A 24,534-nucleotide genomic window follows, 5' to 3' on the forward strand; every position below is an offset into this window, starting at 1 on the left:
ACCATAAGTTGCTTGGATAAATTTGAGCCGTGCCGTAAAGGCTGGTTATATGAAAATATCATAATGTTACCAGCCATTTCTACAACTCTGTTGTGAAATTATTCGTACGACAGACATAGTGGCAGGGTCGCAGTAGCATTTCTGGGACGGATGAGGATTTATGTTTGACCCCCGCGAAAAAATAGCTCTCTTCATCGATGGCGCGAATCTTTACGCAGCCTCGAAAAGCCTTGGTTTTGACATTGATTATCGCAAATTGCTGAAGGCTTTTCAGAAGCGCGGCTACCTGTTGCGGGCTTACTATTACACCGCTCTTATTGAAGATCAGGAATATTCGTCCATTCGTCCGCTGATCGACTGGCTTGATTACAACGGCTACAAGGTTGTGACAAAGCCTGCCAAGGAATTTACCGATTCCATGGGACGCCGGAAGGTAAAGGGCAATATGGACATCGAACTGGCTATCGACGCGATGGAACAGTCCGAGACCGTTGATCACCTGGTGCTCTTCTCTGGCGACGGCGATTTCACGACGCTCGTGGAAGCACTGCAGCGCAAGGGCCGCAAGGTTTCGGTCGTGTCGACCATGGCAACGCAGCCACCGATGATCGCAGACGACCTGCGCCGTCAGGCGGACCATTTCATCGATCTTCTGTCTCTGAAGGCGGAAATCGGTCGCGACCCCTCCGAGCGGCCTGTGCGTCCACATGATGCCGGTGCAGATCTGCCGACGAGCTAAAACGCATCATCATCATTCACGAAAAGGCGCCCGGGTGGCGCCTTTTTTGTTGTTCGGAATATTTCAGGTCCCCATTATCGATCATAAAACTTGATCGCATCTATCTCAAACATTCGCTGGACGAATTGATGCTGCAGCAGCATTGTCTGCGTACAGCTTGCGGCGACAGCCGCGCATCATCAACCCCTCACCCATTCGCCGATCCCCTGCCTGCATGCTGCAGCGCGGGCATCACCTCTTCGTGCCGTTTGAAAGGATATCGCCATGCGCACGATCAGCCACGCCCATTCCCTCGTCATCTCCGCAGTCACGGAGACCGGCCGCGCCGTTTATGAAACCATCGCGATGCTGACGAGAGCGGCTCTTCGACGCCAGGTGAGGATCTCGAATAGCATTATCGATCTCAACCCATATCAAATGAGAGATCTCAATGCGGATCTGGAGGGGGAGAGCATGCGCCTCAATCCGGCATTCCGCGCCTATGAGCAGGAGCGCGCCCTGTACGAAGCAAAGCAGAAGGCTTTGCTCTTCACGCTGGGCATGAGCGGAAGGTAGCACACCCGACCAACCTGATCGGGAACAACAGATCAGCCGGTCTTCAACAACCGGCTTTTCTGGCGATTCCAGTCGCGTTCCTTCTCGGTCTCGCGCTTGTCGTGCAGTTTCTTGCCCTTGGCCAGAGCGAGTTCCAGCTTGGCCCTGCCCTTTTCATTGAAATAGATCTTCAACGGCACGAGTGTCATGCCCTCACGATTGATACCTGCCCTTAGACGGCTGATCTCCCGCTTGTTCAGCAGCAGTTTACGACGGCGCCGAGGCTCATGATTGAACCGGTTCGCCTGCAGATATTCCGGCAGGTGCGAGTTGATCAACCAGATTTCGTCACCTTCATCCGAGGCGTAGGATTCGGCAATATTGGCTTTTCCATCGCGCAGAGATTTGACCTCGGTGCCGGTCAGAACCAGACCTGCTTCGTAGGTATCGACGATCTCGTAGTTGAAGCGCGCCTTGCGGTTCTCCGCAACGATCTTGTTGACGACGCGCTGGCTGCCTCTGGGTGCCATCTGCCTATTCCAGTTCCTGATGATCCGCCCGATAGCCGGACGATATCAATGATGTGGTGTGTCGGCTCTCAAAAGCAAAGATGGCAGCCAAGCAAGGGCTGCCGACCTTGTCAGTTCAGGAGGCCCGCATGCTTGAGTGCCGCATCGATGGCAGCCTCGGTGGCAGGTTCAAGCGTCGACATGAGCGGCGAACGCGCATGCCGGTTTAGGCCACGCGTGCGCGACAGAGCGTACTTGGTGCCGCAGACACCCGGCTCCATGAAGATGGCCTTATGGAGCGGCATCAGGCGATCCTGGTATTCCAATGCCTTGGCATAATCACCGGCCAGCGTCGCCTGCTGGAACTCTGCACACAGGCGTGGTGCCACATTGGCAGACACCGAGATACAGCCAACACCGCCATGGGCATTGAAGCCGAGAGCCGTACCATCTTCGCCAGACAACTGGATGAATTGCTTGCCGCATGTCATGCGCTGTTCGGAAACACGATCGAGCTTGCCAGTCGCATCCTTCACGCCCACGATATTGGAATTTGCCTTGACCAGGGCGCCCATCGTTTCCGGCGTCATGTCGATGACTGAACGCGGCGGGATGTTGTAGATGATGATAGGCAGCTTCACGGCCTCTGCAACCGCCGAGAAATGGGCAAACAAGCCTTTCTGCGTCGGCTTGTTGTAGTAGGGCGTCACAACGAGCAAACCGTCTGCACCCGCCGCTTCCGCGTGCTGGGCCAGTTCGATAGCTTCGCGCGTATTGTTGGAGCCGGCGCCCGCAATGACGGGCACACGTTTGCGAGCGACTTCAATGCACAGTTCAATGACGCGCTTGTGCTCATCATGTGAGAGCGTAGGAGATTCGCCCGTGGTTCCGACCGGCACCAGACCAGTGCTGCCTTCCGTAACCTGCCACTCCACGTGAGCAGCAAACGCCTCCTCATCCACTGCGCCCGCATCGGTAAATGGCGTGATGAGCGCGGGCATGGACCCCTTGAACATGCAAAGTCTCCTCGGCGACCGTACTCATTCTTCGGCCGCATTATTCTTGTTTAAGTGCGCGCACCATAAAGGGCGAGTTGAGCCGCGACAAGCGTGACAAGGTGCGTTTTGCAATAGATCGTGATAGAAGATTGCCGATGCGAGGCCCATGCAGTAACGGGCTGTTAATCAAGATGGAGCGTAATTAACTATCGGAACGGATTGCAACTGTGCGAACATGAGTGCGGGATGAAGACCTCTCTCTGCGTAACAAGTCTGACGCTTTTATTGACGGCATCCGCGGTCCTTTGTGCGCCGTTGCCGGATGGTCCGCTTCCGCATCCTGTTTCCCGGCCAAAAGACTTTCAGCCTGCCGCCGTGCCTGTTCCGGAAATCACCGGTTCCATTCCGCGCGCCACTGTCCCGCAGGACGCCGACGCCTCTCTTTCGCTTCTGAAGCAGGGCCTAGATTCTCTGTCCAACCGGGACATCACGTCAGCACTTGCCGCCCGGGACGCGCTGCCCCCCGGTTCGCTTGATCATCATCTTCTCACCTGGGCGATTGCAACGTCGGGTGCTCGCGGCGTCCCCTCCTCCGAGATCGCCGAAGCCCAACGGGAACTGACCGGCTGGCCGGGACTTTCCAGGCTACGCGCCAATTCCGAGCGATCGCTTTTTGCAGAAAATCCTCCGCCCGTTCAGGTGCTTGCGGCGTTTGGCAGCACACTTCCAGAAACGCCCCAAGGCGCCATCATTCTGGCCAGATCGCTTGCCGCGCAGGGAAATGGACCGGGAGCAGCAAAGGTCCTGCGACCATTCTGGATTGGCTATACGCTGGATAAGGATCTGGAAGATCAGATCCTGCGGGAATTCGGCTCTGTGCTGACAGCGTCCGATCATCGAGCGCGGATGGATTACCTCATGTACCGGGGACGCTCAGCGCAGGCACAGCGCTTTAGCGAACTTGGCCGCGCGCCATCTCTCTACAAAGCCTGGGTTGCAGTTGCGACCAATGCAAAGAATGCAGCCGCCCTCATAAGCAGCGTCGAGCGGTCGCTGCAGGACGATTCCGCCTATCTCTTCGTCCGGATCGAATATCTCCGCCGTCAGGATCAGTACGAGCAGGCGGCCGCTTTGCTTGCGCGTGCTCCCAAGGATCGCGGAGACATGGTCAATGCCAGCGAATGGTGGAACGAGCGCCGGATCATTGCACGCGGTCTGGCGGATAATGGCGATTTCAGGTCGGCCTATCAGGTGGTGGCAGCCCACAACGCCAAAAGCCCGACAGATATCGTTGATGCCGAGTTTCATGCGGGCTGGTACGCCTTGCGCGGCATGCGAGACCCGAAGGCGGCTTCCCAGCATTTTGAACGGATTTTGAAGGCTTCGAGCAGGCCTCTGTCGGCTTCGCGCGCCTGGTACTGGCTTGGTCGCTCTGCGGAAGCCGGTGGTCCGGGCAATGCCGGTGACTATTTCTCGAAGGCCGCGGCCTATTCCGCGACCTTTTATGGACAGCTTGCAGCGGCACGCCTCAACCGCCCTGCCCTCAATGTTTCCTATCCATCGCCCAGTGCCCAGGATCGGCGGCTGTTCGAATCGCGGGAAGCGGTGCGCGCCATCGACAGGCTGGATCAGGCCGGACACGCGAAAAGAGCCGACGCACTTTACAAGGCATTGGCTGACGAAATGACGAGCCCCGGGGAGCTGGCAATTCTGGCGGCGCGCGCGGAGCGGAACAACAACCACGCCATGTCCCTTGAGATCGGCAAGTCTGCGTTCAACCGCGGGCTGGATGTCGCTGCATTGGCATTTCCGATCGGCGTCATCCCGCCGTCTGCCAATATCATTGGTTCCGGAAAGGCGCTTGCCTACTCCATTGCGCGGCAGGAAAGCGCGTTCAATCCGACCGCAATTTCGGGCGCAGATGCGCGCGGCCTGCTGCAATTGCTACCCGGTACAGCGAAAGCGGTTGCCGGCCGGCATGGCTTGCCTTTTACGGCGGCCAAGTTGACCTCTGATCCAGGCTATAACGCGACCCTTGGCGCGCATTATCTTGGTGAGCAGATCGACGCCTTCGATGGCTCCTACATCATGACCTTTATTGCTTACAATGCTGGGCCGCGGCGTGTGCCGGAGTGGATTGCGCGTTACGGAGATCCACGCGGCAAGACCATCGATGAGGTTGTCGACTGGATTGAGCGGATACCGTTCCCGGAAACACGCAACTATGTCCAGCGTGTGATGGAAAACTATCAGGTCTACAAGGTTCGCCTGGGTCAAAAAGCCGATATCGTCGATGACCTTCGGTTTGGACGCCGGTCGTAGTTACCTATTTCCCGCATATTGCTGTTGCCGGACGTGCTGGAAGGCGAGGCATGCATCTTGCGCCTCAGGACGCGACATGAAACTTTGACCCTAGACAAGCGAAGCATTCGGCCACACAGGAAGAAGGATCCAGCGTGCGAGAAGACGGCGCCAAACTCGACTTCGTGACATCAGCGGACGGCACACGGATCGCTTACCGGACCTACAGGAACCATGAGCCCTCTTCCGAGGCCCTCCCCGTTGTCTGCCTGGCTGGTCTGACCCGCAATAGCCGCGATTTTCATGCTTTTGCCAAGCGGGTCTCTGGCGATCCGATCAAGCCACGCAGCGTCATTTGCATCGATTATCGCGGGCGCGGCGCCTCGGACCGGGCTGAAGATCCCGCAACCTATTCCATCTTCACTGAAGCACAGGATTGCCTGTTGGTTCTGGATGCGCTCGGGATCACGCAGGCGATCTTCGTCGGCACCTCACGCGGCGGCCTTATTCTTCATATCCTCGCTCAACTTGCCCCGGATCGAATAGCAGCCGTGATGCTGAACGATGTCGGTCCAGAACTCGGATTGGAAGGATTGAAACTGATCCAGAGCTATCTCGGCGAAGGCAACACCAGCGCCATTCCAGACTGGGCATCTGCGGCGGAACAGCTGTCCCGCGTGCATGGAGCCGCCTTCCCTGCTCTCGAGCCAAGCGATTGGCAGGACATGGCTCGCGCCATCTATACCGAACAGGGCGGACAAATTGTTCCCGACTGCGATCCAGCCATCGCGCGTGCATTCGCATCGATGGATCTTGAACAACCGCTCCCTCACCTATGGACCCAATTCGATCTGCTGAACGACAGGCCGATGATGGTTGTTAGAGGCGAACACTCAACCTTGTTGACCGAACAGATCGTAGCGTCCATGCAAGACCGGCACCCGGAACTCCGTGTCGTAACAGCCGCAGGTCAAGGTCATGCGCCGCTTCTGCACAAGCCGCAGGTGTACGACGCGCTCCTAGACTTTCTGCGTCCCGTCTAACCCAACTCGCGACTGTCCAGTTCGCTGCCAGCGTTTACGGCCTTGTTCTGTTGCGTGCTGTAACCGTGAGATCGACGCGCACTTCCGCAGATATGCATCTGCCTGCCAGCTAAAACGAGAAAACCCGCCTTTCGGCGGGTTTTCAAAACTTTGTCGTCAGGCGCTCTTAGAATGCGCGCTGCAGACGGAAGAAGCCAGTCCAGCTTTCCGGACCGTTGTCGATGTCCTGGTAGTTTGCAGTCACCTTGGCCGACAGGTTCGTGGCCAGCTGGTAATCCACGGTTACGCCAGCGCGCCATGCATCGCCACCGACGAAGTCGCCAACGCGGTTGGTCTGTACCTTCCAGAGGTACTGAGCAGCCGGGGTGACCGTGAACTTGTCGTTCAGCTTGATGGCGTACTCACCGGCGACAGTCCACTCGGACTCATCGTAGTAAGCGTTCGCACCGCTAGCCCAGGCAGCGGACAGGCCGAGCGTGCCAGGACCGATATCGGCATAGGCAATCGCGCGCAGAGCGCCGTTTTCCTGGTCGATGTCGTAGGAGCCAATCAGGTTACCGCGGATCGCACCTTCGGAAATACCAACTGCACCGCTGATGCCGACATTGTTGTTAGCCTTCGGAACGAAACCGTAAGCAACGCCGAGGTTCGAACCGCCAGCATAGGCGCTTTCGAGTTCTTCAACGGCGACGCCAGCGAAAAAGGCACCCGATGTGTAGGTGTAGCGGATGGCGTTGTACTGAGTCGTGTTGGACGACAGGATGTCTGTTTCGCCAGACAGATCGTCATCCCACCAGCTGTAGAAGAAGCCGACCTTCAGGCCACCGACTTCGATGAAGGCCTGATCGACGTTTACGCCGCGCGAGGTGGAGTTGTCGGAGTTGCCACGAAGGCCGATGAAGCCGCGAAGCGTACCAAGTTCCGTATCCGAGCGAGCATCGAGTTCCAGCTGTGCACGTGTAAAGGCGTTCCAATCAGAACGACCAGAAAGATCACGGCCGAAATCAGTCTGGAAACGGACGTAGCCACCGATCTTCAGGCAGGTCTCAGAACCCGGAATGTAGAAGAAGCCAGCGCCGAAAGCGTCGCACACGCGGACATATTCCATTGGCTCAGGCTGAGCAGCAACGATAGCATCGGCAGCATAAGATGCCGAAGCAAAGGACAGCGCAGCTACAGAGCTTGCGGCGAGAACCTTGAAGTTCATGTTTTTCCCTCGAGAATTGAAACCATCGGGCGTCAGGTGGCTTGGGTCAACCTGATGTGAGGCTATTAAAACACCGGCGTTCGCAGTCGCAAAATTAAAAAGCTACGTTTTGAGATTATCAACGGTCGTTGAATTCAACATTGTTGCGAAATCGTGACACATTCGCGTCAGCGCAACATCTAATAGTTAATCACATCATATCAGCACACGCCAGACACGTCATAAACTAACGAAATATTAATGAAATCAAGGATTTCACTGACACATTTCCGCCTCAATCCGAGCTTGATCCGCCGAGCAATTCAGATTCGGAATCAATTGATGGGAGATGGCTGGTCGATCGACGGGACTCATCATGGCCGCAAAACCTGAACGAGCTGGCTTAGAATGCTCATCACAAGCGTGCTGAGCCAAGCAACGATGAGTGTGCGGCTTCGGCCTTGCTGCAAACGCAAAAAGCCCGGCACTAAGCCGGGCTTCCGCAATCAGACCTGAATGGTCAGATTAGAACGAACGCTGCAGACGCAGGTAACCAGACCAGGACTCCTGAGCGCGGTCAGGATCGTAGTACTGTACCGAAGCCTTTGCAGACAGGTTCTTTGCCAGCTGGTAGTCGAACGTCAGACCAGCCTTCCAAGCGTCACGCGAACCAACGAAGTCGCCGAAGCGGTTCTGGTCGAGCGTCCAGAAGTACTGGAAGCCGGGGGTGATCTTGAACTTGTCGGTGACCTTTACAGCGTATTCAGCTGCAACAGTCCACTCAGCCTTGTCGTAGTAGAAGTTCTGGCCAGAAGACCATACTGCTGCGAGGCCGAAGGTGCCTGGGCCAACATCAGCCGTCAGGATACCACGGATAGAACCGTTTTCCTGGTCCGTGTCGTAACCGCCGAGAACGTTGACGCTTACGCCGCCGAACTTGCCGCCAACGATACCGGAAACGCCGACGTTGTTGTTCGGGTCAACTGCACGAGCTACGCCGAAAGGAGCGACCTGAGCGGTTGCAGACTGGCTTTCCAGTTCGTCAACCGAGAGACCAGCGTAGAAGGAGCCAGCCGTGTAGGTGTAACGGATGGAGTTGAACAGCGTGTTCTGGCCGATATCATCGGTTTCGCCAGAGAGGCCGTCATCCCACCAGTTGTAGAAGTAACCAACCTTGAGGCCACCGATTTCGATGAAGGCCTGGTCTACGAACGTAGCGCGGTTGCCGGAGTTCTGAGCGTTGCCGCGCAGACCGATGTAACCACGGAGCGTGCCGAGTTCAGAGTCAGAACGGGCGTCAAAGTTGACCTGAGCGCGCGTGAAGGAGTTCCAGTCAGACGTGCCGGACAGGTTACGACCGAAGTCCGTCTGGAAACGAACGTAGCCGTCGATCTTGAGGCAGGTTTCAGAACCCGGAATGTAGAAGAAACCAGCGCCGAATGCGTCGCAAACGCGAACGTATTCCATCGGCTCCGGCTGAGCAGCAACGATAGCGTCGGCAGCCTGGGCGCCGGATACTGCTGCGAGAGCAGCAGCGGAGCCGAGAAGAAGGCTCTTGATGTTCATAATGACCTCCAGTCAAGTTTAACGAGGGTTTGGGTTTTTAGATCGCGAAACGACCTTCCCTGCCCCACACCCGTTTAATCAGAAGGTAGACGATCCACCGCCTCGCTTCTGATGGTGAACATACTCGGTCAGTTGACGCTTGCAATCGTGAAGTTGACCGCAATCAGACAAGCCGGGCTGCTTCACAAATGGCTGTTGCTCAAACGACACAAAAGCGCGTGGACAACGTTTCAAATTTTACCAATGATTAAGAAAGTCGTTATCCGACAGGGTGTTACGCGCAGCCAGACCTGCGAAGGCCATGTTGCGCAATTGCACCAGCAGCTCATCTCGCGAGTCTGCCTCATGCTCAGTCATGTATGAGATATTTGAAATGCGCGCTTTCGCATCAATAGTGGCGGAGAGGAAGGGATTCGAACCCTCGATACGCTTTTGACGTATACTCCCTTAGCAGGGGAGCGCCTTCGACCACTCGGCCACCTCTCCGGTGCCGACGTGATTATGTCGTCGAGCCACCGATTGCAAGGCATTTTGCGAGACTGCCTGCAAAATCCCCCGATATCATCTGAAATCCTTGAGCTTTTTGCGATGAGACACGGCTTCAGGCAAGCAGCTCCTTTAGATCGCGCGTCGGATCCTCAAGAATCGATCTGTTCAAAGGCATGTTCGAATCCAGCAGTTTCTTGCCGGTAACATAGGCCTTGGCATCGTTGATGGCATCGACAGCAACAAACCGATTCTCCCGGAAATACCAGATCGATTGGCTTCCCGGTCGCACTCCCTGCCTCACGAAGGTTTCGTCGAACCCGACGTTCAGTCCGGCAATCTGCAGTTTGACATCATACTGATCCGACCAGAACCACGGTTTAGGCTCATAGGCCTTGTCACTGCCTGCGAGAATCGCAGCGAGCGCCTCGGCCTGATCAACGGCGTTTTGAACTGATTCCAGCCTGATCATTGTGTTTTGCCAAGGCAAGCTGGCGCAGTCGCCGATCGCGTGGACGTCCGGATCCGATGTCCGCGTCATTGAGTCGACCACGATTCCATCCGTCACCGTCAGTCCGGCAGCCTGGGCAAGCTCCGTATTCGCCGTCACGCCGATTCCGACGATGGCCAGATCGAGATCGATGACGGTTCCGTCTGCCAATTCGGCGCCCACCAGCTTGCCGCCCTCCCCAATCAGGCGACGCAAGCCCGTCGACTCACGAATCGCAACGCCGTGCGATTCGTGGATCGCCCGCATGGCGTCTGCGGTCTGAGAAGAGGCGACTCGCTTGAGGATACGGTCCGCCATTTCGATAAGCGTGACCTCAAGCCCTTTGTGTCTTGCAACGGCCGCCGCTTCCAGGCCGATGTAACCGCCGCCTATCACCAGAGCCCGCGCGCCTGGTTGGAATGCCGCAGCCAATTGGTCCGCATCGCGCTTGTCACGCATGACGAAAACGTTTTCGAGATCGCCTCCGATGGCTGCGGGAAGGCGTCTCGGGGCAGCCCCTGTTGCAAGGACGAGCTTGTTGTAGTTCAGGCAGGAACCGTCCTGAATGCGAACCGAGCGAGCAGCAAGGTTGATCTCCTCCACGAATGTCGAAAGTCGCAGATCAATTGCCTGCTCGCCATACCAGGCGTCTGGGCGCATCTGAAGACGGTCGAACTCCATCTCGCCCAGCAGATACTTCTTGGAGAGAGGCGGACGTTGATAAGGAGCAACATTCTCGGCGGTCAGGATCGTGATCGAGCGGCTGTCACCAAGGCTGCGAAGCTTGGCCACAAGTGAGAAAGCAGCCTGTCCGCCCCCAACAACCACCAGATCAACCGTCATTGCCCGCTCCTTCATTCGCGTCTTCCGCCCTTTCCTATCGAGCGTAGAGACTGCTTGGGTAGCGCCGTGCGGACAAGGCGTCAACGAGGAGCAGGCAGTTGAAGAAACTATCGAAAAGATAAGCTGCCTATCATATTTTACGCAGCGCCTTTACCGCTTGGTAGGTGATATCCCTTATTCTTGGGTTCCAATAGCGATGGAGGGCGTCATGTCCTTGAATATCAACCTTGATCCGAAAGCGAACATTCCGCGCGACCAGGCATTTCCGAAATACGTCATCGACCGGCCGGGAAAAGTCATCTTCGTCGGCCATCACCTGAGCACGGCCTCTCACTTCCGCTGCATCGTGCGCAACATTTCCCTTTACGGCGCGGATCTGGATGTCAGCCCCAACCTGACGATGCCGAAAAACTTCTTCCTCGAAATTCTCGGCATCCATGACGAAATCGGCTGCACCGTGATCCGGCGCGAAGCTGAGCATGTGGTTGTCGGCTTCAACATGCTGTTGGCACCGGAATTCCTGCATCACGTCATTCGGCGGGGATTTGAAGACGCCTGAGAAGGCGTTGCGGGTCTGACGGGCGAGTGTACCAGTCTCGCCGCAAGTGTACTTGCGGATAAGCCGGAGCACTTTATGGTGTGGCTCTCATTGCCCTTTGAGCCGGGAACATCATGCCAAGCTTTGCGCGCTTCACACCTCTTCTTTCCTCACTGCCTGCCACTGTTCCTTTTGTCGGACCGGAAGCAATCGAACGCAACCGTGGACTGATAGTGAGGGCCAGAATCGGCGCCAATGAAAGCGGTTTCGGTCCGGCACCGTCCGTCGTGGCCGCCATGGCGGAGGCCGCCTCTGATACCTGGCATTATTCCGACCCGGAGAATTTCGAACTCAAGCAGGCCTTGGCAGCTCATCTCGGCTGCTCCCCGACCAATATCGCGGTGGGCGAAGGCATCGATGCCCTTCTCGGCCATATCGTTCGCATGATCATAGAGCCGGGCATGCCGGTGGTGACATCGCTTGGCGCCTATCCCACCTTCAATTTTCATGTCGCTGGCTATGGCGGCCGACTTGTCACCGCACCTTACGTGCAGGATCGGGAAGATCTGGCCGGTCTGCTTGAGCTTGTGAAGCGCGAAAATGCGCCACTGGTCTATTTCGCCAACCCGGACAATCCCATGGGCAGTTGGTGGAACGCCGATGCCGTGGCCGAATTTGCCGAAGCGCTGCCGGAAACCTGTCTGCTGATCCTGGACGAGGCTTATTGCGAAACAGCGCCAGACGGCACGACCCCGGCGCTTTCCCGTTTGATCGACCGCCCCAATGTCATGCGCACGCGCACGCTTTCCAAAGCCTATGGTCTTGCCGGGGCGCGGGTTGGATATGTCATCACCACGCCTGAAAACGCGCAGGCCTTCGACAAGATTCGCAATCATTTCGGAATGGCGCGGATCAGCGTCGCTGGTGCGCTGGCGGCCCTGAAGGATCAGGCCTATCTCACGGATGTGCTGCAGAAAATCTCTGCCTCCCGTGACGCGATTTCCGACATCGCCAGAGCGAACGGGCTTCTGCCCCTCGTGTCGGCGACCAACTTCGTCGCGATCGATTGCGGTCGGGATGGCGCCTATGCGCGGGCCATCGTGGATGGCCTGATGGAGCACGGCGTGTTCATCCGCATGCCGGGTGTTGCGCCGCTTAACCGGTGCATCCGCATCAGCACGGGTCTGCCGCAGGACATGACACTGCTGGCGGAGGCCCTGCCGCAGGTTTTGAAGACGATCGGCTGAAGATTACTAAGCTCTTCAGCCTCTTCGTCGATCTGCCGGTTCAGGGATAGACGTGCGATGGATCAGTGCGTGGTCATCCAGTCGCGGGCGGCGCGGAGGGCTTCCGCAAGCTGCATCTTTGTCATCATGTGGGAGAGGTCCGCCCGCAATTCCGCGGCACGGTCGGATCCCTTGATGGCGGCGATGTTCAGCCACTTGTGAGCCGCAACCAGATCCACCGGGCAGCCGCGTCCGGTGGCATACATCAAGCCCATGTCACAGAAGAGTTCAGCGCGGGCCTCGCCACCCATCGCCGTCATTTCGCATTCCTGAATGTCAAAGCGTGCCATTGGTTTAATCCCTGTTGAACCGGTTATTCTTGCCCTGTTTTCGAGAGCCCTTGCGGGCATCGAAAGTGCGAAACCTCTCCGGGTTCTCATCACCTCCGACCGGCAGATTTTCTGCTCGTCTTCATGGGTTCACTATGCGGCAGCGGCTTCAAAATTCGCCTAAAATGCATGATTAATTTGAAACAAACAAAGTCCAAACAGTTGGTAAACCTCAGTTTTTGTTAAACATCACATCCCTTGTGGACCAGTCGATTCCGCGTTTTGTTAGGTTTACGGCAACCATGGCGTTTTCACCCTTTCTTGACCATGATTTCGCATGCAAACTCTGATGCCAGGACCGGGCCTGACGAAATGGCACCTATTTACCTTTACGTGTGCGTAAGCTAATCTCAGCACATCAGCCCGAGAACGCGGAGGAGGAACTGCGTTCGGGGAAGACGGATTTCACTTTGGCGGAGGAGCGTCACATATGATTCGCATGACTGGACTGATCGCAGGAGCAATGCTGGCGTTCTCAGGCATTGCCTGGGCCGCGGAACCGATCGAAGGCAACTGGAAGACTGCCAGTGGCGAGACGGCAGCCATCAGCAAGTGTGGTTCTGCCTTCTGTGTAACGCTGAAGACCGGCAAACATGCGGGCAAGCAGATCGGCAAGATGAGCGGCACCGGCGGCAATTACAGCGGTGAGATCACCGATCCCGAAGCCGATAAGACCTATAGCGGATCGGGCGCAGTCAGCGGAAACTCTCTGAAGATGAAGGGCTGCGTCATGTCGGTGTTCTGCAAATCGCAGACCTGGACGCGCCTCTAAACTCGCTCCCACACGATTCGTCCAGAAGGTCCGCCGGTCACTCCGGCGGATTTTTTTGTTCGCTCGCGTCTCGTTAAGACTCTTGAATTGCGGATGAACGGTTGCCTCAGTGCAGGTTCAGGCAAGTCTTGTCATCTTTGATACAGGGATAAGGCATAAGGGGTGGACGGACATGACAAGACTGGCGCGCAGAATGACAATCATAACGCTGACGATGATGGTATTTGCAATTTCAATGTCGGCACTTGTGAACCAGACACGGAAAGCGAATGCCCTATCGGATGCCTCTGCGTTTTCCTGCCGGACCACAGGCGGGCAATGCGGCGCCCTCCTCTGAGTTCAAAACTCGGCAATCTGCTTCCCGGCCGTAATTGGCTTGTCAACAAGTCCACACTATAATGGCTCATGACAAAACGAATCTTTTCCCAATCTGCCCCCACCTTCATCAATCCACCGGCTTATGAGCCTAGGGTCTTCAGTGATCCCGCCGCTGCGGTGGACGCGCTGACCGAGCTTTACGAGCGCAATACCGGGTTCCTGATCGAGGCATTCGGAAATCTGGCGAAGGGCCAGCCGATCGAAGGTCGCTATCGGGCGTGCTATCCGCAGGTGAGCATAGAAACCACCAGCTTCGGGCATATCGATTCGCGCCTGTCCTACGGCCATGTCACGGCGCCCGGCCATTACACGACCACCGTCACACGGCCGAAACTGTTCCGCCATTATCTGAAGGAACAGCTGGGTCTTCTGATGCGCAATCACAACGTACCGATCACGGTGTCCGAATCGCAGACGCCGATTCCGTTGCATTTTGCCTTCGGAGAAGGCGCGCATATCGAGGCATCCGCGTCTGCGACGGTATCGGACATGCCGCTCCGCGATATCTTCGATACGCCGGATCTCAACAACACGGACGATCTGATCGCGAATGGTGAATATGATCAGGTTCCAGGTGAGCCCGCGCCGCTTGCGCCGTTTACTGCACAGCGCATCGATTACTCACTGGCCCGCCTCAGCCACTACACGGCCACGAGCGCGGATCATTTCCAGAACTTTGTGCTTTTCACCAACTACCAGTTCTACATCGACGAGTTTGCGGCCTGGGCTCGTGAACTGATGGCGAATGGCGGCGAAGGCTATACAGCCTTCGTCGAGCCCGGCAACATCATCACCCCTGCCGGGAGTCGCACAAACGAAGCGCCCGTACGCCTTCCCCAGATGCCAGCCTACCATCTCAAGAAGAAGGGGCATGCCGGAATAACCTTGGTGAATATCGGCGTCGGCCCATCGAATGCGAAGACAATCACAGACCACATCGCCGTGCTGCGCCCGCATGCCTGGCTGATGGTTGGTCATTGTGCCGGGCTACGCAACAGCCAGCGGCTCGGCGACTACGTTCTTGCACATGCTTACATGCGCGAAGACCATGTGCTGGACGACGACCTGCCGGTCTGGGTGCCGATCCCGGCGCTCGCTGAAGTTCAACAAGCGCTGGAAGATGCGGTCGAGGAAATCACGGGCCTCGAAGGATTTGAGCTGAAGCGCATCATGCGAACGGGCACCGTTGCCACCATCGACAACCGTAACTGGGAACTTCGCGACCAGGCAGGACCGGTCAAGCGATTGTCGCAGGCGCGCGCGATTGCGCTGGACATGGAATCGGCCACCATTGCGGCCAACGGTTTCCGCTTCCGCGTTCCCTATGGCACCCTGCTGTGTGTTTCCGACAAGCCTTTGCATGGCGAGTTGAAGCTGCCGGGAATGGCGACCGAATTTTACAGGACGCAGGTTCGCCAGCACCTCAAGATCGGCATCCGTGCCGTACAGAAACTTGCCGCCATGCCGACAGAAACGCTGCATTCGCGCAAGCTGCGCAGCTTCTACGAGACGGCGTTCCAGTAACCCGAGAGATTCGAGCGTCGGGCGACCAATCGGAAACGGCCCGCCGCTCTAAATTCTTTGTTGACGCATCGGTTGAGCGAAAAACCGGATTCCACTTTTTCGCCCGATGCTTTAGCGGGGTGTTTTCGACCGCCCCGCAACCAGCATCGACAGCCCGGCGCCAATGACGGAGCTGAGAATGATCAGCAGGTGCGCGTTGATGGCGGCCTGCCCCAGCTCAGCCAATGCGCTTTCCGAACGTTCGGCACCGAAAGCCAAGGCTCCGGCTGTTATTCCTGCCGGATAGGTTCCGATGCCGCCCGGCGCATGCAAGGGAAGCACTGAGGAGAGCTCTCCCCCAAGCGCGCCACCGAAGCCTGCGGCAAGGCCGATGTTTGCGAGCAGAACCAGAACCCAGGCCATGACCGCAATTTTCACGAACCAGTTGACGAGGGTTACACCCCAAGCGCGAATGAATGATGATGTGTTGGCCGGAAGTCCTTGTTCGAGTTCCGCCATCATGTGCTGAAGCTTGGGGTGAGAGATCTTGCGCGCCTGCCTCAGCAGACCCTCTTTGAGCGCGAAGGCAATCGCGGGACTGAACGCGAACAGTGCCCAAAGAAGCCAGAGCCAGAGATTGCGGTGTTCCAAAGCCAGACCGAACCCCGCTGCCGCAAAGAGCGCATGCAGATCGAAAAGCCGCATGACCAGCAGTGCAGCGCTGGCCCGTGTGATGGAGACGCCAAACTCCTGCTTCATCAGCAAGGGAAAGCTCAGTTCACCGCTGCGAAAAGGAAGCATGACGTTCAGGAGATTATGGACCTGCACCACACGAAACAGACGGCGAAAGCTGCCTTTCGTTTCTCGCGGAAAATAATCGTAGATCCGCCAGGTGCGAAGCACATAGGTCATCAGCAAAAGCAGAAGCGCGGTGCTTGCAATGCCAAGACCGGCTGTTCTCCAGATCCCGACGATTTGCGCCCATCCCCATACCCACTGGATGAAGCCGACATAACACACCACCGCAACAAGTGTCACAAGTGTGGTCGTATGGCGGAGAATCCATGGCTTTTGGCTGGCAAGCCTTTCGTTCTTCATATAGAGGACGCGTCCATCAGCAATAGATCCACTTCGGCAATTCCCGGAGGAGATATCGCCACGCGATATCACCCGGCCGGGTCGATGGCCATCAAGGCAAGCCCCCGAGGTTTAGGAGAAAGACCAGGTGCGTACAACTGTGGAATTGATCGGCGCGGATACGGTGGGCACAGGCGGGCTTGAACTTTCGCTTGTCGTGCCTGTCTTCAACGAAGAGGAAAGCGTCGGCCCGCTGATTGCGCGCGTTCAGGAGGCAATGGCTGGATATGCCGGACGCTGGGAACTGATCCTCGTCGATGACGGCAGCACCGATGCCACACTGACCGCCGCCCGTTCCGCCATCGGGCCCGAGGGGCTGGAACTTCGCATCGTCGCCATGCAGCGAAATTTCGGCCAGACGGCTGCCATGCAGGCGGGAATCACCGAAGCGCGCGGACGGCTGATCGCAACGCTCGATGGCGATCTGCAGAACGACCCGAAAGACATTCCGGCCATGGTGGCGGAACTGGAGCGCCGTGAACTGGACCTTCTGGTCGGCTGGCGCAAGAACCGGCAGGACGGCCTTGTCCTGCGCAAGATCCCTTCCTGGATCGCCAATCGCCTGATCGGGCGCATTACCGGCGTTCGCCTGCACGACTACGGTTGCAGCCTGAAGATCTATCGCGGGTCGGTGATCAAGCAGGTCCGGCTGATGGGTGAAATGCACCGCTTCATCCCCGCCTGGGTCGCCAACGTGGTGCCGAGTTCCCGCATCGGAGAAATGCCCGTCACGCACCATGCACGGCAGCACGGCGTTTCCAAATACGGCATTTCGCGCACGTTCCGGGTTATCCTCGATCTTCTGTCGGTCCTGTTCTTCATGAAATTCAAGGCGCGGCCAGGCCACTTTTTCGGCTCGCTTGGCCTTGGCATCGGCGCGCTCTCGGCGCTCATCCTGTTTTACCTGTTCATCGACAAGTTCATTCTTGGCAATGACATTGGTACGCGGCCGCTCTTTCTCGTCGGAATCATGCTGTTCCTGTCCTCGGTTCAGATGATCACCACCGGTATTCTGGCGGAAATGCTGGCGCGCGTTTACTTCAAGGATGACAGCAGCCTGAGTTATGTGGTCAGGGAAATCTATAGCCGTGATCAGCAGAACCCGTAATCTTCTCGTCCGCCAACCGGGCGTCATTGTGTGGGCAGTCCTCGCCTACTTCATTCTCTGCGTCATCATGCGGGTTCTGCGTTCCGACAGCCTGCAGAATGACGAGGCGGAGCAGGCATTTCTGTCGCAAATGCTGCTGCTAGGCTATGGACGGCAACCGCCGCTGTATGACTGGCTGCAGATCGGCATGAATGCGCTGTTCGGCCTGTCGGTTGCAACGCTCTCGGCACTCAAGAACAGCCTGCTGTTTCTCTGTTGCATCTTCTACGGGCTTGCCGCGCGCCAGGTGATGGAAGACAGAAGACTGCCGCTCATTGCCATGCTCGGCTTATTGATGGTTCCCTCCATCAGCGTTCTGGCGCAGCGGGATCTGACGCATGCCATCGCAACGCTCTGCTTCGTTTCGCTGTTCCTGCTTGCCTTCCTGAAGACGCTCGACAGGCCAAGTCTCGGCTCGTACATCCTGCTCGGATTGACGGTCGGACTTGGCTTCCTCACGAAATACAATTTTGTCATCATCCCGATTGCGGCCATCATCGCCGTCCTGCCGGAACCCGATTTCCGCAAACGCTTGCTAGACTGGCGCATGATTCCGGCCATGCTGGTTGCGGCGGCCATTGCGCTGCCGCATCTGATCTGGGCTCTGATGAACCTGGATGTAGCGACCACCGGCACAGTGGAAGCCATGCGCGAAGGTGCGTCCGGCGATCTGGCGCGTGACAGCATTCGCGGCCTCATCTCCATTCTGCTATCGACCCTGAAGGGCACCTTGCCGGTCATCGCAATCTTCGCCGTCATCTTCTACAGGGATCTGGGAGCGGTTTTGAGAGCCAGCGATCGCTGGAGCCGGGTCATCGGATGGATGATCGTGGTCTGTCTTGTGCTGGTTACGCTGATCGGCCTCGGGTTCGGGGCTTCCAGCATCCGTCAGAAATGGCTGTCCCCCTTCCAGATGCTGCTTCCTCTTTACCTTACCCTGAAGATTGCAGCGGCACGGATCGACACAAGGGGGAGCGTGGCCCGTATGGGCATTCCCGTCATGGCCATTGTGACGGTCAGCGTCTTGTATTTCGCAGTCGCCAATATCATCGCGCCCTATATCGGCCGCTACAGCAAGGAGCACACGCCTTACCAGCCGATGCTGGAACAGGTCGTGGGTGCCCGCAATGAGCGGCCTGCCTTCATTCTCACCGACGATCTGATGATGGCTGGCAATGCACGGCTGGAATTCACCAGCGTTCCGGTGCTGATGCCGCAGCTTCAGCCTATCGCTTTTGCCGATGCCGTGCGGCGCGGTCCGGGCCTCATCGTCTGGCCACTGCGGGACGGCCGCGAAGGTTTCTCGGACGACTTGGCCGGCTTCCTGAAAGCGAATGATGTTTCGCCCGCATCGCTGAAGATCACCTATGTCGACGTTCCGTACAACTTCGCGCAGGAAGGCGATACCATGCGGTTCGGGTATGTCTGGCTGGAGCAGGTCGCCCTGCCCCAGCGCTGAGACAGCTTTCAATCGAGATGCTGCTCTCGCAAATGGTCGAGACCGTGGCGGATATATTGAACCAACCCGTCCACCTCTTCACGGCTGATGATCAGGGCGGGCGAAATCAGCATCCGGTCCGCTGTCGCGCGCATGATGAGCTGGTGGTCGTAGCAGAAGCCGCGCACCACGCGCCCGGCGCGATCGGGATCCTTGAACCGCTGGCGGGTGGACTTGTCCTTGGCCAGTTGAACCGCGCCCAGCAATCCGACCGATTCGACCTGCCCGACCACTTCATGATCCTCAAGGGTCTTAAGGGCCTGTGCGAGGTAGGGGCCGATATCGTCGCGCACCCGTTCCACAAGTCCTTCCTCTTCCACGATACGAAGGTTTTCCAGCGCTGCCGTGGCGCAGACCGGATGGCCGGAATAGGTGTAGCCGTGGTTGATGTCGCCGGCCTCAGCCAGCACAGCGGCGACTTTTTCGCTGATCAACACGCCGCCGATCGGCAGGTAGCCGGATGAAAGCCCCTTCGCGATCGATGCCATATCGGGTTTGAAGCCGAAATGCTGATGGCCGAACCAGCTGCCAAGGCGTCCAAAACCGCAAACGACTTCATCCGCAATCAGCAGAATGTTGCGCGCCCGGCAAATACGCTCAATCTCTGGCCAATAGGTATCCGGCGGGATGATGACGCCGCCTGCGCCCTGAATGGGCTCGCCCACAAAGGCCGCCACATTCTCCTCGCCCAGTTCATCGATCTTGGCCTCAAGCTCGCGGGCCATCTTGAGCCCGAATTCCGCTGGCGTCAGATCACCACCGTCTGCGTACCAATAAGGCTGACCGATGTGGTGAATACCCTCGATCGGCAGATCGCCCTGCTCGTGCATATGCTTCATGCCGCCGAGCGATGCGCCGGCCACGGTAGACCCGTGATAGGCGTTGCGTCGTGCGATGACCTGCTTCTTGGAAGGTTGGCCCAGCACCTTCCAGTAGATCCGGGCCAGCCGGAACCAAGTGTCTGTTGCCTCGGACCCTGACGAGGTGAAGAAGACATGGCTCATCAGGCCTTGCGTATAGCTCGTGACCTTCTGGGCTAGAAGGGTCGCGGGCTGGGTCGATGTGCCGAAAAAGGTATTGTAATAAGGCAGCTCGTTCATCTGCCGCATGACGGCTTCGCCGATTTCCTTGCGCCCGTAGCCGATATTCACGCACCAGAGACCGGCGAAGGCATCCATGTAGGGATTGCCCTGCGAATCGAAGATCCAGATCCCCTCACCTCGCGCCATGATCTGCGTACCATGACGCGCCATGTCCTTCATGTCGCAAAAGGGATGGATGTGATGCGCCAGGTCGATTGCGCTCATGTTCTCGGAATTACGAACCGGGTCCAAAGACTTCCCCCGTCTGACTTGTTTACGATGTTGGCGATTGAACGGAGGCGGCCACGTTGTAAGCCCCTGTTCGATCCGCTACGAACATGGACCAACAGCAACAGGCTTGGCAAGCAAGGTCCATCCGGACTGACGGCCAGTGATGAATACAAAAAGCAGCGAGGCGCGGATGCCGGTCGAGACCCAGGAACCGAGAATCGAAATCTTGCTCGTCGGCATGAACGGCGATCTTCGCGGCAAGCAGATTCCGCTCAGCGCGCAGAACAAGGTGTGGGATGGCAAGGTGCGGCTGCCGACATCCACGCAATCGCTGGACATCTGGGGCGATGACAATGACGATATCACGGGCCTCTCACTGACGCTCGGCGATCCCGACGGCTGCTGCATTCCCGATCCCAGAAGTCTGGCACCCATGCCCTGGGCGCCGCAAGGATCGGCACAGGTTCTTTCCACAATGCATGAACTGACGGGCGAACCGAGCTTCATGGATCCGAGGGCGATCCTGTCCTCCATGCTTGCCCGGTTTGCAGAGCGGGGGCTGACACCGGTCGTTGCGACCGAGCTTGAATTCTACGTGATCGAGGACGATTGGCGTGAGAGCGGCAAACCGCGCCCGCCAAGATCTCTCACCTACCGGGGTGAACCGAACGGATTTCAGCTCTACGACATGAGCGCCGTGGACGCCCTGCAGGGCTATCTGGACACGTTGCGCGAATGGGCGGATCTGCAGGGCCTGCCAGCGGACGCCACGACGGCGGAATTCGGCCCTGGCCAGTTCGAGATCAACCTCAACCATCGGCCGGATGCTCTGGCGGCGGCCGATGACTGCATCTATCTCAAGCGTCTTGCGCAGATGGCGGCACGCAAGCATGGCCTTCGCTCAACCTGCATGGCCAAACCCTATGGCGACCATGCCGGTTCCGGCCTGCATGTGCATGCCAGCGTCATAGATAGATCAGGGCGCAACGTGCTGGATGCGGCAGGTGGGGAACCGACTGCCTTGAAATCTGTCTGTGCCGGAATGCTGGAGACGATGCGGGAAGCGCAGCTCGTCTTTGCACCCTTTGCCAATTCCTACCGACGGTTCCAGCCCGGCTCCTTTGCTCCCGTGGATATCGATTGGGGTGTCGGCCATCGCGGGACGGCAATCCGCATTCCGGAAACCGATGGACCGGGCGCACGTATCGAGCATCGGGTGGCAGGCGCAGACGCCAACCCCTACCTGCTGCTGACGGCGATTCTGGGCGGCATTCTGAGAGGGCTCGATTCGACGCTGGATCCGGGTCCGGCAACCGAGGCGGGCCAGCAAGCCACGAGTGGCAGAAGACTGACCCATGACTTTCTCACCGCCGTCGAGGACTTCGCGCAGTCAGAGTATATTCGAGATACGTTCGGCGAAGGCTACCAGCGCCTCTATGCGGATACGAAACGCAAAGAGGCCATCGCCTATCTGCGCACGGTGTCCGATTTCGATTACCAGACCTATCTCGCGCGTATCTAGAGGGAAGGCTGCTGTTCAACCATGCCTTCCTGGTCCTGCACCTGAAGGGTGGGCTGCTGCGGCTGGCGAACCAGCACTTTAAGCTCCCCGGCGTGAATACGCAGTTTGACATCCCTCGCCATTGGCAGCAGCTCCCCATCGATGACGCAGCGCACATCGTGCCGCCGCTTGGGAAAATGCAGTTCCAGTTCGGTGGCTGTCATCGCGGTTACTGCCTCGTTCTCCTTCAGCTTGCCGCGCAGGATATCGATCGTGAGCTTGGCAACGCCTGCCGGCGTCAAGGCGTCTGCGATGTAGAAACCGAGGTGGCCGCCCGTGACACTGTCGGCGTAGAGAAGCGCATCCTGGCCGAACTCGTTGTTGGAGACCGAAATGGCGGAAACCTTGCGCAGACCGCGGCGGCCTTCGGCGTTAAATTCCACCTCGAAAACCGGTGGATTGAACATCACGCCCAAAGCGGCCCTGGCATTGGCTCGCATCTTTCCAAGCCGCGAGGCATAGCTCATCTGGTTGCGATATCGCACCATGCGGGCATGCAGACCCGCGGAAAACTGGTGCACGAAGCTGTGGCCATTGGCGCTGGCAATATCCACGTGCTCCACCTCGCCTCGCGCCAGAACATCGATCACCTGCCAGATATCGAGAGGCAGTTTGAGAGTGCGCGCGAAGAGGTTCATGGTGCCTGCAGGCACGATGCCCAGCACGAGACCGCTTTTCCAGGCAATGCCAGCCGCCGCGGAAATGGTTCCATCGCCACCACCGGCAATCAAACCGTCGACCCCGCTTTTCGCGACCTCTTCCATGGCGCTTACGACATCGTCTCCGGCTACGACCCGGCATTCGATGTCATGCCCCTGCTCTGCGAAGAAGCGCGCGGCATGATCGCAATAGGCGTCCATGTCGGTCGTCTTGAAGGTACCGCCGTCACGGTTGAAGATCGCAATGAGTTTCATTGAAGCCCGCGTTCCATCTCAAATCCGCACCACAACGGCGCCAGAGTTAAATGGTTGCCTTTTATGAATGCGACAAGCCCGACCGGCACATTGCCGGACAATCCGATTGCGATTTGCCAATTTAAACCGTTTCGCAGTGCAATATGATATGCTAGCCTTATTAAGCGATGTCAAAAACATCGCCTTCAAAGTTTCTCCTCCCGCCAGACAGTGAATTTCATGACTGATACCCTTGCCGCAGATCGGGCTAACGATCCGTCAGTTCTGCGCGACCGAACCGCTCAATCCCTCTCTCCCATGACAATCGTGCTCATCGAGATCGCGCTGGCGGTCGGTGGGTTCGGTATCGGAACCGGCGAATTTGCCATCATGGGCCTGCTGCCGGATGTTGCCGCTACCTATGGCGTCAGCATTCCTCAGGCGGGCTATGTCATCACCGCCTATGCGCTAGGCGTGGTGATCGGCGCACCGATCATAGCTGCACTGGCAGCTCGGATTAGTCGCCGCAGCCTTCTGCTGATGCTGATGTCCATCTTTGCGATCGGCAATATTCTGAGCGCCGTTGCGCCGGATTTCACCACCTTTACCGCTCTCCGCTTCGTCACAGGCCTGCCCCACGGTGCCTATTTTGGTGTCGCGGCTCTTGTGGCCGCCTCCATGGCAGCCCCACACAGGCGTGCCCGCGCTGTCGGACGCGTGATGCTAGGCCTGACCATCGCAACGCTGATCGGCACGCCCATCGCTACCTTCCTCGGTCAGATGATGAGTTGGCGCGCCGCATTTCTGCTGGTCGGCGGCGTTGGCCTGCTGACGGTCGCACTCGTCTGGCTGTTCCAGCCGCAGGATCAGGTTCAGCCGGGCGCGAGCATTCGCCGGGAATTGGGAGCGCTTCAGCGACCGCAGGTCTGGCTGACGCTCGGCGTGGCCGCAACCGGCTTTGGCGGCATGTTCTCCATCTTCAGCTACATCGCCTCAACGACGACCGAGACCGCCATGATGCCCGTCGCCATGGTGTCGTTCGTGCTTGCGCTCTTCGGCATCGGTATGAATGTCGGCAATGTCATCGGCTCTCGTCTGGCTGACATATCGCTCAAGGGGACGATCGGCGGCGTGATGCTGTTCAACGTCGTGGTCATGACGGTGTTCAGCCTGACGGCGGATGTGCCTTTCATGCTGTGTCTTTGCGTGTTTCTCATCGGCTGCGGATTTGCCGCCTGCCCCGCGGTTCAGACTCGCCTGATGGATGTTGCCGCAGACGCGCAAACGCTTGCTGCTGCGTCCAGTCATTCGGCTTTCAACATTGCCAATGCGCTTGGGGCGTGGCTCGGCGGCCTGACGATCGCCTGGGGCTATGGCTACGGCTCCACCGGCTATGTTGGCGCGGCACTCTCGCTGGTGGGCCTTGCGGTCTTTTCCGTGTCTGTCGCGCTGGAGCGCAAAAAGGGCTGATCAGAAGCAAAGGC

The 24,534-nt window shown here is 57.9% G+C and carries 21 protein-coding genes and 1 tRNA gene; 12 read left to right on the top strand and 10 right to left on the bottom strand.

Going from position 1 to position 24,534, the window contains the following annotated elements:
• Positions 1–160 precede the first annotated feature (160 nt).
• Both ASD54_RS01205 and ASD54_RS01210 read left to right on the top strand, forming a co-directional pair.
• Positions 161–739 carry an NYN domain-containing protein gene (locus tag ASD54_RS01205; protein ID WP_062552775.1) on the top strand — a complete coding sequence of 193 codons (579 nt, stop codon included), beginning with the start codon at positions 161–163 and terminating at the stop codon, positions 737–739.
• Between the two features lie 264 nt (positions 740–1,003).
• Positions 1,004–1,294, top strand: coding sequence for a hypothetical protein (locus ASD54_RS01210; protein WP_062552776.1), 291 nt, complete (start codon positions 1,004–1,006; stop codon positions 1,292–1,294).
• Between the two features lie 32 nt (positions 1,295–1,326).
• Here ASD54_RS01210 and smpB read toward each other — a convergent pair whose 3' ends face one another.
• Both smpB and dapA read right to left on the bottom strand, forming a co-directional pair.
• Positions 1,327–1,803 (bottom strand): SsrA-binding protein SmpB, encoded by a 477-nt coding sequence (smpB, locus tag ASD54_RS01215; RefSeq protein ID WP_062552777.1) that lies wholly within the window; start codon positions 1,801–1,803, stop codon positions 1,327–1,329.
• A 110-nt stretch (positions 1,804–1,913) separates the two neighbouring features.
• Positions 1,914–2,798, bottom strand: coding sequence for a 4-hydroxy-tetrahydrodipicolinate synthase (gene dapA / locus ASD54_RS01220; protein WP_062552778.1), 885 nt, complete (start codon positions 2,796–2,798; stop codon positions 1,914–1,916).
• A gap of 228 nt (positions 2,799–3,026) precedes the next feature.
• On the opposite strand from dapA, the gene ASD54_RS01225 reads away from it, so the two are divergent.
• A complete protein-coding gene (locus tag ASD54_RS01225; RefSeq protein WP_062552779.1) occupies positions 3,027–5,102 on the top strand; it encodes a transglycosylase SLT domain-containing protein in 2,076 nt (691 codons plus the stop codon).
• Between the two features lie 134 nt (positions 5,103–5,236).
• Entirely contained in the window at positions 5,237–6,124 is an 888-nt protein-coding gene (locus ASD54_RS01230; RefSeq protein ID WP_062552780.1) for an alpha/beta hydrolase, read from the top strand.
• Between the two features lie 166 nt (positions 6,125–6,290).
• Here the strand turns inward: ASD54_RS01230 and ASD54_RS01235 are convergent, their stop codons facing one another.
• The 4 genes from ASD54_RS01235 to ASD54_RS01255 all read right to left on the bottom strand — a co-directional run bounded on the left by ASD54_RS01235 (position 6,291) and on the right by ASD54_RS01255 (position 10,695).
• Positions 6,291–7,331: a porin gene (locus tag ASD54_RS01235; RefSeq protein ID WP_062552781.1), complete on the bottom strand. Its 1,041-nt coding sequence runs from the start codon at positions 7,329–7,331 to the stop codon at positions 6,291–6,293.
• Positions 7,332–7,835: 504 nt separating this feature from the next.
• Positions 7,836–8,876: a porin gene (locus tag ASD54_RS01240; RefSeq protein WP_062552782.1), complete on the bottom strand. Its 1,041-nt coding sequence runs from the start codon at positions 8,874–8,876 to the stop codon at positions 7,836–7,838.
• Positions 8,877–9,271: 395 nt separating this feature from the next.
• A tRNA-Ser gene (locus tag ASD54_RS01250) sits at positions 9,272–9,362 on the bottom strand.
• A 115-nt stretch (positions 9,363–9,477) separates the two neighbouring features.
• Positions 9,478–10,695 carry an FAD/NAD(P)-binding oxidoreductase gene (locus tag ASD54_RS01255; protein ID WP_062553215.1) on the bottom strand — a complete coding sequence of 406 codons (1,218 nt, stop codon included), beginning with the start codon at positions 10,693–10,695 and terminating at the stop codon, positions 9,478–9,480.
• Between the two features lie 208 nt (positions 10,696–10,903).
• On the opposite strand from ASD54_RS01255, the gene ASD54_RS01260 reads away from it, so the two are divergent.
• Positions 10,904–11,254, top strand: a complete 351-nt coding sequence (locus tag ASD54_RS01260) for a hypothetical protein (protein ID WP_137135273.1) — start codon at positions 10,904–10,906, stop codon at positions 11,252–11,254.
• Positions 11,255–11,367: 113 nt separating this feature from the next.
• Positions 11,368–12,480: a pyridoxal phosphate-dependent aminotransferase gene (locus tag ASD54_RS01265; RefSeq protein ID WP_062552784.1), complete on the top strand. Its 1,113-nt coding sequence runs from the start codon at positions 11,368–11,370 to the stop codon at positions 12,478–12,480.
• Positions 12,481–12,542: 62 nt separating this feature from the next.
• On the opposite strand, the gene ASD54_RS01270 is transcribed toward ASD54_RS01265, so the two are convergent.
• On the bottom strand, positions 12,543–12,809 hold the full coding sequence (locus tag ASD54_RS01270) for a sel1 repeat family protein (protein ID WP_062552785.1): 267 nt from the start codon (positions 12,807–12,809) through the stop codon (positions 12,543–12,545).
• Between the two features lie 472 nt (positions 12,810–13,281).
• Between ASD54_RS01270 and ASD54_RS01275 the strand changes: the two genes are divergently transcribed.
• On the top strand, positions 13,282–13,620 hold the full coding sequence (locus tag ASD54_RS01275) for a DUF2147 domain-containing protein (protein WP_062553217.1): 339 nt from the start codon (positions 13,282–13,284) through the stop codon (positions 13,618–13,620).
• A gap of 405 nt (positions 13,621–14,025) precedes the next feature.
• Positions 14,026–15,522 carry an AMP nucleosidase gene (gene amn / locus ASD54_RS01285; protein WP_062552787.1) on the top strand — a complete coding sequence of 499 codons (1,497 nt, stop codon included), beginning with the start codon at positions 14,026–14,028 and terminating at the stop codon, positions 15,520–15,522.
• A gap of 111 nt (positions 15,523–15,633) precedes the next feature.
• On the opposite strand, the gene ASD54_RS01290 is transcribed toward amn, so the two are convergent.
• On the bottom strand, positions 15,634–16,599 hold the full coding sequence (locus ASD54_RS01290; RefSeq protein ID WP_062552788.1) for a lysylphosphatidylglycerol synthase domain-containing protein: 966 nt from the start codon (positions 16,597–16,599) through the stop codon (positions 15,634–15,636).
• Positions 16,600–16,726: 127 nt separating this feature from the next.
• Here ASD54_RS01290 and ASD54_RS01295 point away from each other — a divergent pair, with 127 nt between their 5' ends.
• Together ASD54_RS01295 and ASD54_RS01300 are read left to right on the top strand one after the other, a co-directional pair.
• Entirely contained in the window at positions 16,727–17,746 is a 1,020-nt protein-coding gene (locus ASD54_RS01295; RefSeq protein WP_062552789.1) for a glycosyltransferase family 2 protein, read from the top strand.
• Complete coding sequence (locus ASD54_RS01300; protein WP_062552790.1) at positions 17,727–19,244, top strand: glycosyltransferase family 39 protein; 1,518 nt, start codon at positions 17,727–17,729, stop codon at positions 19,242–19,244. The genes ASD54_RS01295 and ASD54_RS01300 overlap by 20 nt, the downstream gene beginning before the upstream one ends.
• A gap of 8 nt (positions 19,245–19,252) precedes the next feature.
• Here the strand turns inward: ASD54_RS01300 and ASD54_RS01305 are convergent, their stop codons facing one another.
• Positions 19,253–20,617 carry an aspartate aminotransferase family protein gene (locus tag ASD54_RS01305; RefSeq protein WP_062552791.1) on the bottom strand — a complete coding sequence of 455 codons (1,365 nt, stop codon included), beginning with the start codon at positions 20,615–20,617 and terminating at the stop codon, positions 19,253–19,255.
• Positions 20,618–20,759: 142 nt separating this feature from the next.
• Between ASD54_RS01305 and ASD54_RS01310 the strand changes: the two genes are divergently transcribed.
• On the top strand, positions 20,760–22,118 hold the full coding sequence (locus ASD54_RS01310) for a glutamine synthetase family protein (RefSeq protein ID WP_244484649.1): 1,359 nt from the start codon (positions 20,760–20,762) through the stop codon (positions 22,116–22,118).
• Here the strand turns inward: ASD54_RS01310 and ASD54_RS01315 are convergent.
• On the bottom strand, positions 22,115–23,071 hold the full coding sequence (locus ASD54_RS01315; protein ID WP_062552792.1) for a diacylglycerol kinase family protein: 957 nt from the start codon (positions 23,069–23,071) through the stop codon (positions 22,115–22,117). The two genes, ASD54_RS01310 and ASD54_RS01315, sit on opposite strands and share 4 nt — an antisense overlap.
• Positions 23,072–23,368: 297 nt before the next feature.
• Here ASD54_RS01315 and ASD54_RS01320 point away from each other — a divergent pair, with 297 nt between their 5' ends.
• The gene (locus ASD54_RS01320) at positions 23,369–24,520 is read left to right on the top strand and encodes an MFS transporter (protein ID WP_244484651.1); all 1,152 of its coding nucleotides are present in this window, start codon (positions 23,369–23,371) and stop codon (positions 24,518–24,520) included.
• Positions 24,521–24,534: the final 14 nt, after the last annotated feature.

Source organism: Rhizobium sp. Root149, from assembly GCF_001427345.1.
Classification (GTDB): Bacteria; Pseudomonadota; Alphaproteobacteria; order Rhizobiales; family Rhizobiaceae; genus Neorhizobium; species Neorhizobium rhizoryzae.

Coding starts and splice junctions, on each gene's coding strand:
- ASD54_RS01265 (WP_062552784.1), top strand. CDS start 11,368: ATGCCAAGCTTTGCGCGCTTCACACCTCTTCTTTCCTCACTGCCTGCC.
- ASD54_RS01210 (WP_062552776.1), top strand. CDS start 1,004: ATGCGCACGATCAGCCACGCCCATTCCCTCGTCATCTCCGCAGTCACG.
- ASD54_RS01270 (WP_062552785.1), bottom strand. CDS start 12,809: ATGGCACGCTTTGACATTCAGGAATGCGAAATGACGGCGATGGGTGGC.
- ASD54_RS01255 (WP_062553215.1), bottom strand. CDS start 10,695: ATGACGGTTGATCTGGTGGTTGTTGGGGGCGGACAGGCTGCTTTCTCA.
- ASD54_RS01290 (WP_062552788.1), bottom strand. CDS start 16,599: ATGAAGAACGAAAGGCTTGCCAGCCAAAAGCCATGGATTCTCCGCCAT.
- ASD54_RS01310 (WP_244484649.1), top strand. CDS start 20,760: ATGAATACAAAAAGCAGCGAGGCGCGGATGCCGGTCGAGACCCAGGAA.
- ASD54_RS01315 (WP_062552792.1), bottom strand. CDS start 23,071: ATGAAACTCATTGCGATCTTCAACCGTGACGGCGGTACCTTCAAGACG.
- ASD54_RS01205 (WP_062552775.1), top strand. CDS start 161: ATGTTTGACCCCCGCGAAAAAATAGCTCTCTTCATCGATGGCGCGAAT.
- ASD54_RS01320 (WP_244484651.1), top strand. CDS start 23,369: ATGACAATCGTGCTCATCGAGATCGCGCTGGCGGTCGGTGGGTTCGGT.
- ASD54_RS01260 (WP_137135273.1), top strand. CDS start 10,904: ATGTCCTTGAATATCAACCTTGATCCGAAAGCGAACATTCCGCGCGAC.
- smpB (WP_062552777.1), bottom strand. CDS start 1,803: ATGGCACCCAGAGGCAGCCAGCGCGTCGTCAACAAGATCGTTGCGGAG.
- ASD54_RS01225 (WP_062552779.1), top strand. CDS start 3,027: ATGAAGACCTCTCTCTGCGTAACAAGTCTGACGCTTTTATTGACGGCA.
- ASD54_RS01240 (WP_062552782.1), bottom strand. CDS start 8,876: ATGAACATCAAGAGCCTTCTTCTCGGCTCCGCTGCTGCTCTCGCAGCA.
- ASD54_RS01235 (WP_062552781.1), bottom strand. CDS start 7,331: ATGAACTTCAAGGTTCTCGCCGCAAGCTCTGTAGCTGCGCTGTCCTTT.
- dapA (WP_062552778.1), bottom strand. CDS start 2,798: ATGTTCAAGGGGTCCATGCCCGCGCTCATCACGCCATTTACCGATGCG.
- amn (WP_062552787.1), top strand. CDS start 14,026: ATGACAAAACGAATCTTTTCCCAATCTGCCCCCACCTTCATCAATCCA.